This window comes from Gemmatimonadota bacterium, assembly GCA_009841265.1.
GTDB lineage: Bacteria > JAAXHH01 > JAAXHH01 > JAAXHH01 > JAAXHH01 > JAAXHH01.
Genome location: VXMB01000009.1, coordinates 289,670 through 303,865 on the forward strand (window position 1 = coordinate 289,670; position 14,196 = coordinate 303,865).

Below are 14,196 nucleotides of genomic sequence, written 5' to 3' on the forward strand. Positions count from 1 at the left end.
CGTGGTTTCAGCGGGGCATCATCCCTACACGGCGTAGGGCGGGAACTCGTGCGTGTGGCGCTGGGCGACTTCATTGCTTAAGTCCCCGTCGCGCATGAAGTCTTTCTCCCGGCCCTGGTCCACGATCAGGCCACGCAGCTGGTCTCGAAGGGTCCGGGCCCTGGGACGATCATCGCTGTACAGGTTCCGGCACTCGAGCGGGTCTTCCTGGAGATCGTAGTACTCGAACTGCCCGGTCCGGTAATGCCAGATGAGCTTGTCCCCGTGGCCGACCAGGTAGTGGCCGAATTCGAGGTGTTCGGCGTGCAGTCGCTCCCGGTCCAGCCGGTCCGCTTCGCCCCGCACGAGCGGCATGAGCGAACGGCCGTCCATGCGGCCGGGAGGGGGCAGGCCGCACACGTCGAGCAGCGTCGGCATCAGGTCGGCCAGGCCCACGGTCGTATCGGGGTGCCGGACGCCCGCGGGGAGGTCCATCTGCGCGGGGAAATTCAGGACGAAGGGCACGCGGATCGAACCCTCGTACCCGTATGACTTGGCCCAGTAATGGTGATCGCCCAGCATGTCGCCGTGGTCGCCGACGAAGGCGAAGACGAGGTTGCGCAGCTGGAGCATGCGCCACATGTGATAGGTGAACCGCGTGATCTGGGTGTCCACGTGATCGATGCATCCGTAGTAGCCCGCCCGGGCCCGACGGACGTTCTTGAGGGACAGGGGGAGGTATTCCGCTTCCGGGAAGGGGCCGTGGGCCTTGACGAAGGACATGCGTCCACCTACGTATCGCGACGGATCGCCGATGACCGGATCGGGCAGGTCGGGGTCGTTTGCGTACCGCTCGTAGAAGAACGCGGGCGGGTCCCAGGGCGGATGGGGCTTGCTGAAGGACACGAAGAGAAAGAAGGGCGTGTCCCGGCCGTGGTCCCGGACGTGCTCGTCCATAACGCGAATGGCCTGCGTCGCCGTCCAGGTGGTCACGTGGAGTTCCTCGGGAAAGACGCAGGGACGGGCTGTGTACCCGTTGTTGGTCACGCCCGCGTTGAACAGGCCGAAGTCGCCCCAGCCCTGGTCGGCGAGCCAGTCCAGGTAGTCGTCGCGGTATCCGGAAGACAGGAACCGGCCTTCCTCGTGGGCGATGATACGGTCGAAGCCGTAGGGCTCGTCCTGGGGAAAGACATGTCTTTTCCCGATACAGTAGGTCTTGTATCCACTGCGCTGGAAAACCCGGCAGAGCGTGTCCGGCTCGTCCCACGGCGCCATGTCGTCGAAACCGACCATGCCGTGGGTGACCGGCCACTGGCCGCTGAAGAGCGTCCGGCGGGCGCCCACGCAGGAGGGGACCTCCGAGACCGCGCGGGGGAAGTAGTGTCCGGTATGGGCGAGGGCGTCGATGCCGGGCGTGTGGACCACGGGGTGGCCCGCGATACCCAGGGTGTCGCCGCGAAGCTGGTCGGCGCAGATGAGGACGACGTTGGGGCGGCTGCTTCGTTTCATGGATTCCTTTAGGACGGAAGTACCTGCTGCCCGATGACGATGTGGTGGAACAGGGGCCTGGTGCGTTCGGGCAGCGCTTCGTATTGCTCCGGGGTTAGCGGCACGACGTCGTCCGGCCGGAATCCCCGGTTGGCCGCATCGCGTTCGAAGTCCGACAGGCCGGGTATAATCGGATTGAGGTTGAACCACCACGCCGCGTAACGGGCGATGATCGCCATGCGGGTCTCGTCGCTGTGGTTATGTCCGTTGATATGCCAGGTTCGGCTGTCGAAGAGCAGTACGCTCCCCGGCTTCCCTTCGGCCCGGATTTCCGACGGATGCGTCGTTCCTGGCACCAGGCTGCTGTCGCCCGTCGGGTTATTGCTCGCCTTGTGGCTTCCGGGCACCAGTACCGTGCCGCCGTTCTCCCGGGTAAAGGGCGTGAGCATCCAGAGGCTGGTCAGCAGCAGTGGCGCGTCCGGATAGGGCGCCGGGATGCGATAGTCGTAGCTCTGCCCGAAGGGCCAGTCCGAGTGCAGGCCCCCGCCCGGTTCGTCCGTCCGGGGAAATCCGGGGTGGAGAATGACGCCCGTGGTCATGGATATACGGACGTGCATGCCGAAAAACGCTTCGGCGACCCCCATGATTCGATCGTCGGACAGATACGGGGCGATCGCCGGATCGTAGGCGATGATCCCGCGAACGGCATGCCGACCGTTTTCCAGATCCTCGGGCCGGCCATCCGCCGTGGCGACCAGGCTGTCGCGGACCTTCACCACTTCATCGGGGGGTATCACACCGTCTACGACGCACCAGCCCTCGATCTTGATACGCTTGACCAGGTCTTCGAAGGTTGACATGCCCGTTCCTTAAGCTTAGAGTTTATTCAGTGTATCGATTGAGGTGGTTTCTGAAGCTGAACTGCGATTAAAGATCGATATTCAAAACCGGCCATTTTGTAAAGGCGATTCTCGCCAAAGGTAACACCGTAAGGAGTTGATATGGTTTCGTACCGCCCCCTCGGCCGAACCGGTTTGAAAGTTTCTACGCTGAGTATGGGATCCGGCGGTTTCAACCGGCTGGGGCAGACCAGCGATCCTCCGCTGACCGAACCGGAGATGCACCGGCTGGTGCACGGGGTCCTGGACCTGGGCATCAATCTCTTCGATACGTCTCCCGGCTACCTTGAAGCCGAGGCGATCCTCGGGCGGGCCTTTCGAAGCATTCCGCGAGATCGGTACTACGTCGCCACACGGGTTGTACTCTCGCAGTTCGACGAGGAAAGCGGGCCGAACCTGAAGACACCGGCGCACATCACGGAATCCATCGAGACCAGCCTTCGCCGCCTGGGGGTTGACGAGATCGACGTGGCACTGATCGCCGCGACGGAAAAAGCCGACTTCGATTACATGATCAACGAGTTGTTCCCCGTGCTCGAACGACTGTGCCGACAGGGCAAGATACGTTTCCTCGGATCCAGCGAAACCGCGTTGACAGACGGCGCCCATGCCTGGTTGCAGGCTGCGGTGCCCACCGGAACGCTGGACGTCATCATGATCGCCTACAGCATGCTCAACCAGTCGGCCCGCCATACGGTCTTTCCCTACTGCATAGAGCACGATGTCGGCGTCATGAACATCTTCTCGGTGCGTAACATCTTCAAGAACCCGGCGCGGCTTGCCGAGACGATCGAAGACCTGCAGCGGCAGGAACTGCTGGACGAGTCCATCGACCCCCATTCCCCGTACGACTTCCTGCTCGAAGATGCCGATATCGCATCGCTGGTCGAAGCGGCCTACCGTTTCGTCGTCTACACCGAGGGCGTCACCACCGCCGTCTGCAGTGCGGTGACCCTGGACAAGATCGAGCAGAACATCCGCAGCATCGCCAGGGGACCGCTTCCCGAAATGCAAGTGAAGCGCGTACAGCGGCTCTTCGGCCACATCAGCGAACCCGTCGGGAACTAGTGGCCGCCGTGATTTCATGGCTGGACTGGCCGGCGCGACCGGCCTGGCTGGTCACGACGAAGATTCGTCTCTCAACTTCCGTTCGACGCTCTCGATCTTCTCTTCAATGGTCTGCGCACGGTCGGTTCGCGTACCCAGCCGGATGGTCGTGGAAATCCGCGGAGCGCCCATTTCGTGCACCGTCTCGTGGCATTGCTTCACGGCCTCGAAGACTTCTTCCCACTCTCCTTCGATATTGGTCCCGTAAGCGTGCATGAACGTCTTCAACCCCGCCTTTCTCAGGACTCTTTCACAGGCCGTAACGTACGCTGAAACCGATACCCCGACTCCGATAGGCACCACGCACAGATCGACGATGACTTTCATAGCGTCCTCTCTCTGGTTCACTTCACCCGCGGTTCAGTTTACCCGCGGTTCAAGGATCTCCCTGAGTCGTGCGGCCACCAGGGCATCCTCGCCGGGCTCCATCATATAGGGCATGATGGACAGGCCGTCGCCCCCGCCCATTTCGACGCGGGGTTCGCCTTCGGACAACAGGCGCACGACTTCGTCCGGCTCGATGCCGATTTCCGAGGTCTCCCAGTTCATGTGCAAGACCGGCGCGACGTTGGACCGGCCCGGTAGCCGGATCGACGTCCGCATGGACGGGAGCGCCCCGACCGCATCGTTCACGGTCTGGAGGTATCCTTCCCATTCCTTCCATTCCGCTTCGTGATCTCTCTGAACCCACTGCTCCACGGCGGCCAGCAGTCCCATGATCTCCTCTTTCCCCGCCTTCATGGGACGCGCGATGGAATGATGCGGGGCACCGTTCATGAAAGCCGCCCACAGCAGGTCGCGCCGGCCGAGAACCAGCCCGGAGGCCTGAGGCCCCCGGAGGCACTTCCCGCCACTGTAGGCCACGGCGTCCACGCCGTCCGCCAGGTACGGATTGGGCACATCCGGTCGTTCCGCGGCCGCGTCCACGAAAACGGGAACGCCATGGCCGTGGGCGATGTCGACGATCTCGGCCACGGTCATTACGCCGTCGCCCGCGCGGTCGCCGAACAGGGCGACCATGGCGGTACGTTCGTTGAAGGCGGCCCGCAGGCTATCCGGGTCGTCGTCCACTTCCACGAGCGTGATCCCCACCATGCGAATGGCATGGTCATAGACATGCCTGTGAGCCTTAAGCGTGATGACCTCGTTCTTCATGCCCGTGGTGTCCGGCAACCGGGCGATCCGGTCGGGATCCGTTCCGGCCACGCAGGCGGCGGTGACCTGGCAGAGCGCAGCCGCACACCCATTGGTCACGAGTCCGAATTCCGCCTGCATGACTTCGGCTATACGCTTGCCGACGCCTTCCATAAGTTCTTCGATATGCACGTACTTCCTTGACGCTTCGGCCATAGCCCTGCGGACTTCAGGCAGCATGACCGATCCGCTGTACATGGTCAGCGTGCCCTTGCAGTTGATGAGAGGACGGACACCTATCCTATCGTAGGTAGGGTATTCCTGAAATGGCATGGTTGGCTCCTCGTAGTAGCTCCAGATCTTTCAACTCCGATATTGACACCATGCGAAGAGTTTGCTGTGCAAAATCGTGCGCGAATGTGCGGTCCAGGACAATTTATCTTACACCCAAAGCACCTGTCTAACGTTTAATGTTGTTGTTGATGATTATTCAATTGCAATAAAACTGCATTCTAGTAGTTTCCTTTGATCTGTGTTTTAACATGATCAGACTGTCATCTATGAATTGGGTACTTGGTGGTCAATCGGTCAAGTATCCTTCGAGAAAAGGGTGGAAATCGTGCGAGTTGTAATCATGATGGCCATGGCTGTTGTCTTGGTGTCCTGCAAGGGCGAACCGGGACCGGTCGGTCCTCAGGGCTCCCAGGGAATCCAGGGTATCCAGGGGATCCAGGGAGAACAAGGTGTACAGGGCACCCAGGGCGAACAAGGTGTGCAGGGTGAGCAGGGTGAGCAGGGTGAGCAGGGTGTCCAGGGCGAGACCGGTGAAATGCTCAACTGGGCGGAGGTTATCGAGAAAGGCAAGCTGCGGGACGCGATCTATCTCATCTCCGTAGTCGTCGACGGCGAAATAAGAGCAAGCGGTACGGGCTTCAGCGCTTATTTCACAGATAAGCTCTGGACAAACGCCCATGTGGTAGAGTCCACATTGGAGGTTTACAACGATCCCGAAAACGCGGAAAGTCTGCGGTATCTTCTCGCTACACGTACGGGCACACTGCTTGGAGGCGACGAAACCTATCTGTGGGAGCCCTATGTCCTTCATCCCGAATACGATAACGAAGAAAACTGGTCTCCGGATATTGCCCTGATACAACTCATCGGCGGCGAGATCACCCACGACTCGCCCGAGTTCCTGCCGCGGGAGTTTAACGACGATCTGCGCGAAGGTCAACCGATCGGCACCCTTGGTTTCCCTGGACTGCTTCCTTTTTTCAATTTACTGCCGATCGCCAACTTCAGGGAAGGTACGATCGGCGCCATCAGACCCTTCTACAATGAGGCTTTTTTCGCCAGTCCCATAAATACGGGCCAAATTATCCACTCTAATCTGGGGACCCTTGGCGGTACAAGTGGCAGTCCGATTTTCGATCATGAAGGGTATATCATCGCCATCAACTTCGCGGGACTCGTTACTCCTATCAGGCTGCCCGATGAAGATGAGGAAGACGAGGAGCCGGGAGAACTCATAGGAAGAGTGGAACTTGCCGAAGACTTTGGTGTCAATATATCGGCGGCGTGGGATCTGCTCGACTATCTGGAAAACCGAAACGATACGAGTGTCATCGCGTCTACAGTTTCCATCGAAGACGCTTCATATGACGATCGATCCTATCCCCACGAGGAGTATCAGCCGGAACCGCACAACTGGAATGGAGAAACCGTCCTGCCCTGACGGATGCCCTGTCCGGTGGAATGCGACAAAAAGTGTAAGCGGAAGTGGTCTGGATCAGCCTGGAGTTTCCGTGACCGGATGTACATGGTATATCTAGGGATATTCCTGTGTCGCTATAAACGGAGTGGCGTTAATAGTCCTCGACGAATAACTGCTTCCTGAACACCCATCAATGCTTCCGCGTGACCTGACCAGCGCATTGTGCGTCGGTCAACCCCTGGGATAGCTCGTCTTTCCAGTCTATCCCACCTTGCAGATTGACGTATAGCCGATGGCTATCTTCCTGGACTGCGACCATCGCGGAGCGTGGTTCAGCGCGGTTTGACGGTGTTTCCGGGCTGCCGCAGGACGCTGAAAGTTACTACCAGCATAACCTGCTACTTGAGCAATGAACCGATTACTCCCTGTAGTCCTGCTCCTGTTCATCTGCTTCTGCATCGTCGTGATTCTGGCGCTGCCGGGAACATTTTGGGGACTGATTCTCAAAGGTTTCTTCGGATTGTTCGTCCTTGTCCTGTTCAAGGTCGCATACAACAAGATGGTCCTGCCAGGTACTTGCATTAGCGCCGTCTTCTTCACGCTGGCGTGGTGGTACGCTCCGTCGTGGCCGATGTACCTCTTCCTTGCCCTGATGTTGGGCGCCTTGATTGTCACCTGCAAAACGGCGGAAGCGTTCTACAACCGTTCCGAATGACAAACGGTAGAATACCCATGACAGCCCCATGCATGATGCGTATACTCGTAATGCCGGCCTTCCGGCTGCACGAGGGGGTCTGGAAGGATTGTTGCGTCCGGGAAGCATCGAACATCGGAGCTGGAGCGAATCCATGAGACGAATATACACCTTCATGGCCGCCGCCGTATTCCTGGTGTCCGGCCCGGCCGATGCGCAGCAGAATTGGGATGAGGTGGTCGTCGAAGCCCACCCCGTCGTCGGAAACATCTACATGCTGACCGGCAGCGGCGGGAACATCGGCGTTTCGGTCGGCGAAGACGGCATATTGATCGTCGACGACCAGTACGCGCCGCTGGCCGACAAGATCAAGTCCGCCCTCCGGGGCCTGCACGCGGGCCCCCTCAAGTTCGTCCTGAACACCCATTTTCACGGCGATCATGTCGGCGGCAACCCCATCTTCGGCCTGGAGGCGACCATCATCGCCCATACGAACGTCCGCAAACGGGTCTCCACGCCGGAGCAGCGGGGCGTCCAGACCATCCCCGCCATGGTAGAGGACGGCTGGCCGGTGATCACCTTCGACGAGGAGGTCTCGGTCCACTTCAACGGGGAAGAGATCAGGCTGGTGCATATGCCCGGCGCCCACACGGACAACGACAGTTACGTTTACTTCACGGGATCGGACGTGGTGCACATGGGGGACACCTTCTTCAACGGACGGTTCCCCTTTGTGGATCTGCGCAGCGGTGGTACGGTGGACGGACTGATCCGCAATATCGCCGAGGTGCTGGAAATCATCGGACCGGACACCCGGGTCATACCGGGACACGGCGATCTGGGCGACCGGGCGGACCTGCGGACTTACCACGGCATGCTCGTAGCGACTACGGATGCTGTCCGTGCGATGGTGGCGGAGGGAAAGACGCTCGACGAGATCAAGGCGGCAGGCCTGCCGGGTGAGTGGGCCGGCTACGCGAGCGACTTCGTCCCGGAAGCGCGCTGGATCGAGACGATATTCAACAGTTACGGTTCGGCGGAATAAAGTTCAAAAACGGGAGGTTTTCTTTGCAGATCATCGATGCGCATCAGCATCTCTGGGATACGGCCGAACTGAGCTATCCCTGGCTGGAAGGATTCGACGCCCTTCGGCAGCGGTATGGACCGGAGGACTACCGGACCGCGTTCGAAGGCATCGATATCACCACGTCCGTACATATCGAAGCGGACCCCGCCCCCGGTGCCGAGGTGGCCGAGGTGGACCGGCTCGTGCGCATAGCCGCCGAGGACGGCATGATCGGCGCGATCGTCCCCACGGCGCCCCTGGAATCGGAGGACCGCGAGGAAACCCTGGAGCGGCTGGCCGCGGACTATCCCATGGTGGTCGGCATTCGCCGCATGGCCTGGCATCACGAAGACCCAGCGTTCTACAGCTGGCCGTCCCTGATCGAAGGCGTCAAGGCGCTGCCGAAGTACGGCTACACCTTTGAACTATGCGCCAACGTCACGCAGCTGGACGCGGCGGTGACCCTGGTTCGCGCGACCCCCGACGTGACCCACGCCATCAACCACTGCGGGGGGCCGGATATCGCGGCGGGCGGTTTCGCGCCGTGGGCGGACTACATGAACCAGCTGGCCGGGTTTCCCAACACGGTCTGCAAGATTTCCGGACTCGTTACCCGGGCGAAGGAAAACTGGACCGCGGACGATCTGAGACCTTACATCGACCATCTGATCGACGTCTTCGGATTCGACCGGGTGATGTACGGCAGCGACTGGCCGGTCTGTACGCTCGCGGCGACCTACCGGGCGTGGTTCGAAACGCTCGTTGCCGCGGTGGCGGGCGTCTCCGAAGAGGACCACCGCAAATTGTTTCACGACAATGCCAGCCGTTTTTATCGATTGGGGTGAATGACGCCGGGAAAGGCAGGAGTCCGGAAAGATGTCTGTGGTGACACAACCCGGTACGCAAACCGATACGCAGACTGAGCTGCTGGAACCGGAAGTCAGGGACCGGGAGTGGGTACGTGTCCCCGGCTCCGGGGTGCGTACCGGATCGTATCGACGCGACACCGGAAACGGCGGTGGCGGCCGGGGCGGTGACGGCCGGGACGGTGGCGGCGGCGGTGACGACGAACCGCCCGGTTCCCCTTCCGCGGCGCCGGCGGCCATGGGGACCAACGTGCTGGGCATGCTGGTGTTCATCGCCAGCGAGGCCGTCCTCTTCCTGACGCTGATCGTCACGTTCGCCGTTGTACGGGCGGGCTACCCGGAATGGCCCCCATCGGACCAGCCCCGGCTCCCCGTGATGATGTCTTTTTTCAACACCCTTGTCCTGCTGGGCAGCGGCGCGGCCATGTTCGGAGCGTGGCGGTCCATTCGGCGCGGAATCGTGCCGTATTCAAGGCGATTGCTAATCACGGCTACGCTGCTCGGAATCCTGTTCCTGGTGGTGCAGGGCGTGGAATGGGTCCGGTTGATCGATTTCGGCCTGACCGTCTCCCAGAATATCTACGGCGCGGTTTTCTACGTCATGGTTGGGATGCATGGGCTGCACGTCTTCATCGCCGTCCTGGGACTACTCTACGTGTCGCGCAAGTTCGGAAAAGGCGCGTACACCCGCGAAGCACACGACGGATTGACCATGGGCGGGATGTTCTGGGGATTCGTCGTGCTCGTCTGGCCCTTGCTTTTCGTTTTCGTCTACCTCCTGTGAGCCATTCCGTCTTTAGCGTTTCCTTCCTGAAATAGAAACGGAGCACACATGAAACCGTCCTTCGGCGTCGACGTGAAACGTACGGCGGAAGCGCTGAGCGCCCAGGGCAAGGACGCCAACCAGATCGCGAAAATCGTATGCGACCAGGACCCCGAAGGGTACAACTACGGCATCGGCATCGTCGTGGACGGGAAGGGCCGGGCTTGGCCGACCTCCGAGACGCTGCTCAACCATGCCAGGGCCGAAATAGACCACAGCCTGCTCGGCGAGTACATGAGCACCGCGTCCCTCGCAGCACCGCTTAAGGAAGCCGTGCTGCGCTGGCAGCGCATCCCCGAGGACTACTGGGACCGCTTCTCGCTGCTGATTCCCTCGGACGCGGGCACCGGCGCGGTGAAGACCGCGGTCGAGATGGCCCTGCAGCTCTATCCCGACCTGCAGGCGATCGGCGTGGAAGAACTGTCCTGGCCCGCATACAAGGCGATCGCCCGGATGAGCAGGATCTCGTGCCGCGAGTTTCCCATCGGTGACGTGATGGACGCCCCGGATCTACTGCGGATCTACCAGGCCGGTCCGATGAATACGACCGGCCGCGTCCAGTCCCTCGAGACCATGCGTGAACGGGCGGCCGCGGCGAAGGGCCGCCCCGTGCTGCTGGACCGGGCCTACTCCGGATTCGAGTATGCCCGCCTCCTCGAGTCCCACGGATACGACGAGATCATGACCATGAGTTACGACGACCAGATCCGGCCCTTCATCGAAAACGACGTGCCCTTCTGGGTCTCCATCAGCCCCACCAAGTCCTTCGGCACCTTCGCCCTGCGTCCCTGCGGGATGCTCCTGGTGCACCTGCCGGACGCGTCCCGGTCGGGAGAACTGGCGGCACTGGCCAATTCGGTGACGCGCGCCCGGGGTTCGTCTTTCGAACATCCGGTAACGCGGGCATTCGTCTCCGCGCTGGTCAACGACCTGGAATCCCTGGAGCGTGAACACGCCGGCATACTGCGGAGGGTCGCCACGGCGGAGAAAGCCTGGAAGGACCAATGCGCCGGTTCACCGCTCTCCGAGCTGTTCACGGACAGTTATGCCGGCCTTTTCCGCAATCCCCGCGTCGAGGACAAGGCCCAGGCGGTGATATACGATGCCCATCTGTATCCTGTTTTCACGCCCGGACGTTGCAGGCTGAACGTTACCGGCCTTCCGGAGGACGAAGACATCGCCGGTGGCCACGTGGAGGTTTTCGCCCGGTTTTGCCGTGGATAGGATGGCCGTCCATTTCTTTTCCCGCTTGTTTTTGCCGGTCCGACCGTTTAGTTTCTACGGCCTGAATCATTGGAATATCCGCCAATTTAATCCGATCCGAAAGGAAGTCTCCACATGGCACAGGTCAGCATCGTCAGGCATAATCCCATCGCCATCTTTTCCAATCCCACGGAAGTGCTCGTCAAGGACGATCGCAACCACGTATTCCGCCTGGTCGAACCGAGCGGTAATGTGGGTACGCAGTATCCCAATGACGTGGGCTCCGAGTGGTTCGGCACGATCGAGAACCTGAACAGGAACCTGGCGATCTGTGGCGTGAATTGGTCCGACGTCTACAAGACGGACGTGCTTTGGACGACTCCTTCCGGTGACCGCGAGGACTGCGACCGGCTCAAGGACGACTACAACGCCGTGTACGCTCCGATGATCGAGGCGGTGACCGGCGGCCCGCTGCGTTCCAACCGCATGGCGCGGTTTACGCACCCCGAGGGCTTCCCGGATCCCGTGGCGCTGTTCGAGGTCCAGATCAAGGCCGTCAGTGGCGAGCACGTCAGCATCGGCAACGGCGTGATCGACTACGGATACTGGCAGGACCACCAGCCGAGCGGCGCGTCGGTCATGCACACCCGCGACGGCAAGGTCATCACGTCCCTCGGGTCCGACCTGGCGGAGGAAACGGCCTTCGTGCTGGACGAGCATTACGAGAAACCCTTCGCCGAAGCCGGCAACGATTTCCGGAAGCAGACCGTTTGGATGGAAATCCTGGTCGCCGTCGACGACGCGCCCGGGAAAACCTGGGAGAGGATCGATACGGTACGCCGGGTCTTCGAAGACTACTTCGGCGACGACCGGCCGGCCGGGCTGATCTACCCGGTCTCCCGCATCCCGAACCTGGACGGCATCGTGGAACCCCAGCCCCGGGTGGTCTCGGGCGACGTGAGCATCACGCGGTCCGGGGATCTGGAGGACGGTTTCAGCACCTGGACCTCCATTCACTATGGCGGCGTGACCGAAGTCATGACCAGCGCCGTGGGCGGCGACGACGCCGGCCTGCAGCTTTCGACGCTGGATGCGCGCATCCAGGCGGCGGGCGGAACCGGACTCAAAGAGAACGGCATCTTCAACAACGCCTACGTGGTGGCCGGCGACGACACCGAAGCGAACCGGGCCTGGATACAGGAGTTCAATGCGTCGTTCAGTGCGTGGTACGAAGGATCGGCGCCGGCGGGCCGCACCGCGCAGTTCATCGGCGGCGTTCAACAGGCGTCTTACCGCTCGGGGATCTCCAACCGCGCCATTTTTGCCTGATAGCACGGGAATGGCCAGGTCGGGAATGGTCAGGCCGGGAATGGCGTTTCAGACCCGCAGAGCCACGGGGAGGTACGCATGAATCCCGGCCTTCTGCTGTGTTTTCTGCTGCTTTTCCTACCGGTACTTCAAGTCGTTCAAGACGGTGCAGGCCAGCCCGCGACCACGGTGCAGCCTGGGGCCCCGGAGCAGCCCGTCAATTCGGTGGGCAAAACCATGCCGCCGGACGCGGCGCCTCTCGCGCAGCAGGTCTATTCCTTCCACCTGCCCGAACCCACGACGCTCGATATCGGTATCGCCGTCTACGAGGCGACCGGCGCGGTGTTTTCCTTCGAAGGCCTCACCCGGCTGGATCACAACAACGAACTCACGCCCGCCGCGGCCGACCGATGGGAGGCGTCGCCCGACGGAACGCGCTGGACCTTCCACCTGCGCCGGGGCGCGAAGTGGAGCGACGGCCGGCCCGTCACGGCCCACGATTTCGAGTATGCCTTCAAGCGGATGGTCGATCCGGCCAGCGCGAATCGTAACGCTTCGTTCTATTACGAAATTGAAGGCGCGAAGGCCTTCAACCAGGGGCAGACCCGGGACGCGGATTCTGTCGGCGTCCGGGCCATCGACGACCACACGCTGGAAATCCGGACCACGCTGCCCTGTCCCTATCTCCCCTACATCGCCTCCTTCCCCACCTCCGTTCCGGTGCCCCGCTGGCAGGTGGAGAAATACGGACCGGGCTGGTCCGAACCCGGCCGGTTCGTGACCAACTCGACCTTCAAACTGGCGGCCTGGAATCACGGCGCCTTCTTCGAATTCGTCCTGGACCCGAATTACAACGGCCCCTACAAGGGATACGTGGAGCGGATCATCGGTAAATTCCTGGATACCCGCATGATGGCCGGCGGCACGCTGGCCTACGAAAACGACGAGATCGACCAGCAGGACGTTACCCCCATCGATCTGCCGCGCATCCGGAGCCATCCGGGGCTGTCCAGGGAACTGCACGTCAGCAAGGATTTCATGACCCATTTCCTCTTCTTCAACGCGGACTTTCCCCCCTTCGACAACCTGAAGGTGCGCCAGGCGATCAGCCACGCGATCGACCGGGAGGCCATCTGCCGCGTGCTGCTCCAGGGCATGGGCATGCCGGCCTGGTCGATGCTGCCGCCGGGGTTTGCCGGCTACGCGGGCGGCAAGTACCGGGACATTCAGCGCTTCGACCCGGAACGGGCGAGACAGCGCCTGCGCGAGGCGGGTTACCCGGAGGGACGCGGGTTTCCGAGGATCGAGATGTGGATCAACAATGTGGGCCGGCAGCAGGTCGGCCAGGCCATACAGGAGATGCTCAAATCCCACCTGGGGATCGATATGACGCTACGCGTCGTCGAAAACATCTCCTACCGGACCGCCCAGTACCAGCGAAAGATCCCCTTCAGCCTCATCCAGTACCACTACGACTATCCCGACCCGAACAACATGCTCGCCATGGTTTGGCGGTCCCAGCCGGCCGGATACAGCCGCCATCCCTGGATCAACGCCGAATTCGACCGCCTGGTCGACGAGGCGGCGTCGGAAATGGACGCGACCCGGCGGTTCCGGTTGTACGACCAGGCCCAGCGGATTCTCGCCGAGGACGTGGGCGCCGTGTTTCTCTACTACGGCATGAAGGCTTCGCTGCGAAAACCCTGGCTCAAGGGCATCAAGCGCGACCGTGACGGCGAATACCCCTTCTGGGGCAACAACACGGGCTATTTCGACATCTACATCGGTGATGGCAGACCCTGACGGTCCACCCCGCGCAGCCCCGTCCGTTTCGGTTTGACAATACCCGCCGGTCGGGTACATTCAGGAAGATGCGTCCGTCAGACCGCCACCAGGTTGCATCACGCCGGAGCCC

At 61.4% G+C, this 14,196-nt stretch carries 13 protein-coding genes; 9 read left to right on the top strand and 4 right to left on the bottom strand.

All coding sequences use genetic code 11. The features are described from left to right. Positions 1-24: 24 nt before the first annotated feature. The gene (locus tag F4X08_06170; protein MYD25378.1) at positions 25-1,488 is read right to left on the bottom strand and encodes a sulfatase-like hydrolase/transferase; all 1,464 of its coding nucleotides are present in this window, start codon (positions 1,486-1,488) and stop codon (positions 25-27) included. 8 nt (positions 1,489-1,496) lie between these two features. After that, positions 1,497-2,327 (bottom strand): phytanoyl-CoA dioxygenase family protein, encoded by an 831-nt coding sequence (locus F4X08_06175; protein ID MYD25379.1) that lies wholly within the window; start codon positions 2,325-2,327, stop codon positions 1,497-1,499. A gap of 141 nt (positions 2,328-2,468) precedes the next feature. On the opposite strand from F4X08_06175, the gene F4X08_06180 reads away from it, so the two are divergent. Then, positions 2,469-3,434 (top strand): aldo/keto reductase, encoded by a 966-nt coding sequence (locus F4X08_06180; protein MYD25380.1) that lies wholly within the window; start codon positions 2,469-2,471, stop codon positions 3,432-3,434. Positions 3,435-3,485: 51 nt separating this feature from the next. On the opposite strand, the gene F4X08_06185 is transcribed toward F4X08_06180, so the two are convergent. Next, entirely contained in the window at positions 3,486-3,800 is a 315-nt protein-coding gene (locus F4X08_06185) for an MTH1187 family thiamine-binding protein (protein ID MYD25381.1), read from the bottom strand. A gap of 33 nt (positions 3,801-3,833) precedes the next feature. Further along, positions 3,834-4,940 carry an aminotransferase class V-fold PLP-dependent enzyme gene (locus F4X08_06190; protein MYD25382.1) on the bottom strand — a complete coding sequence of 369 codons (1,107 nt, stop codon included), beginning with the start codon at positions 4,938-4,940 and terminating at the stop codon, positions 3,834-3,836. 286 nt (positions 4,941-5,226) lie between these two features. On the opposite strand from F4X08_06190, the gene F4X08_06195 reads away from it, so the two are divergent. The 8 genes from F4X08_06195 (at position 5,227) to F4X08_06230 (ending at position 14,084) form a co-directional block, all read left to right on the top strand. After that, positions 5,227-6,342, top strand: coding sequence for a trypsin-like peptidase domain-containing protein (locus F4X08_06195; protein MYD25383.1), 1,116 nt, complete (start codon positions 5,227-5,229; stop codon positions 6,340-6,342). Between the two features lie 388 nt (positions 6,343-6,730). Then, complete coding sequence (locus F4X08_06200) at positions 6,731-7,036, top strand: hypothetical protein (protein ID MYD25384.1); 306 nt, start codon at positions 6,731-6,733, stop codon at positions 7,034-7,036. Between the two features lie 28 nt (positions 7,037-7,064). Beyond that, a complete protein-coding gene (locus F4X08_06205) occupies positions 7,065-8,060 on the top strand; it encodes an MBL fold metallo-hydrolase (GenBank protein MYD25385.1) in 996 nt (331 codons plus the stop codon). Further along, complete coding sequence (locus F4X08_06210) at positions 7,979-8,926, top strand: amidohydrolase family protein (GenBank protein MYD25386.1); 948 nt, start codon at positions 7,979-7,981, stop codon at positions 8,924-8,926. Before F4X08_06205 ends, F4X08_06210 begins: the two co-directional genes overlap by 82 nt. Before the next feature lie 31 nt (positions 8,927-8,957). Beyond that, complete coding sequence (locus F4X08_06215; protein MYD25387.1) at positions 8,958-9,731, top strand: heme-copper oxidase subunit III; 774 nt, start codon at positions 8,958-8,960, stop codon at positions 9,729-9,731. A gap of 48 nt (positions 9,732-9,779) precedes the next feature. After that, complete coding sequence (locus tag F4X08_06220; GenBank protein ID MYD25388.1) at positions 9,780-10,994, top strand: aminotransferase class I/II-fold pyridoxal phosphate-dependent enzyme; 1,215 nt, start codon at positions 9,780-9,782, stop codon at positions 10,992-10,994. Between the two features lie 114 nt (positions 10,995-11,108). Further along, a complete protein-coding gene (locus F4X08_06225; GenBank protein ID MYD25389.1) occupies positions 11,109-12,302 on the top strand; it encodes a hypothetical protein in 1,194 nt (397 codons plus the stop codon). A 78-nt stretch (positions 12,303-12,380) separates the two neighbouring features. Next, positions 12,381-14,084, top strand: a complete 1,704-nt coding sequence (locus F4X08_06230) for a peptide ABC transporter substrate-binding protein (protein MYD25390.1) — start codon at positions 12,381-12,383, stop codon at positions 14,082-14,084. The last annotated feature ends 112 nt before the right edge of the window (positions 14,085-14,196 follow it).

What these genes read in the sequence shown, in the direction of transcription:
- F4X08_06200 (MYD25384.1), top strand. Translation starts at nt 6,731, where the DNA reads ATGAACCGATTACTCCCTGTAGTCCTGCTCCTGTTCATCTGCTTCTGC.
- F4X08_06205 (MYD25385.1), top strand. Translation starts at nt 7,065, where the DNA reads ATGCATGATGCGTATACTCGTAATGCCGGCCTTCCGGCTGCACGAGGG.
- F4X08_06225 (MYD25389.1), top strand. Translation starts at nt 11,109, where the DNA reads ATGGCACAGGTCAGCATCGTCAGGCATAATCCCATCGCCATCTTTTCC.
- F4X08_06220 (MYD25388.1), top strand. Translation starts at nt 9,780, where the DNA reads ATGAAACCGTCCTTCGGCGTCGACGTGAAACGTACGGCGGAAGCGCTG.
- F4X08_06170 (MYD25378.1), bottom strand. Translation starts at nt 1,488, where the DNA reads ATGAAACGAAGCAGCCGCCCCAACGTCGTCCTCATCTGCGCCGACCAG.
- F4X08_06175 (MYD25379.1), bottom strand. Translation starts at nt 2,327, where the DNA reads ATGTCAACCTTCGAAGACCTGGTCAAGCGTATCAAGATCGAGGGCTGG.
- F4X08_06230 (MYD25390.1), top strand. Translation starts at nt 12,381, where the DNA reads ATGAATCCCGGCCTTCTGCTGTGTTTTCTGCTGCTTTTCCTACCGGTA.
- F4X08_06180 (MYD25380.1), top strand. Translation starts at nt 2,469, where the DNA reads ATGGTTTCGTACCGCCCCCTCGGCCGAACCGGTTTGAAAGTTTCTACG.
- F4X08_06215 (MYD25387.1), top strand. Translation starts at nt 8,958, where the DNA reads ATGTCTGTGGTGACACAACCCGGTACGCAAACCGATACGCAGACTGAG.
- F4X08_06190 (MYD25382.1), bottom strand. Translation starts at nt 4,940, where the DNA reads ATGCCATTTCAGGAATACCCTACCTACGATAGGATAGGTGTCCGTCCT.
- F4X08_06185 (MYD25381.1), bottom strand. Translation starts at nt 3,800, where the DNA reads ATGAAAGTCATCGTCGATCTGTGCGTGGTGCCTATCGGAGTCGGGGTA.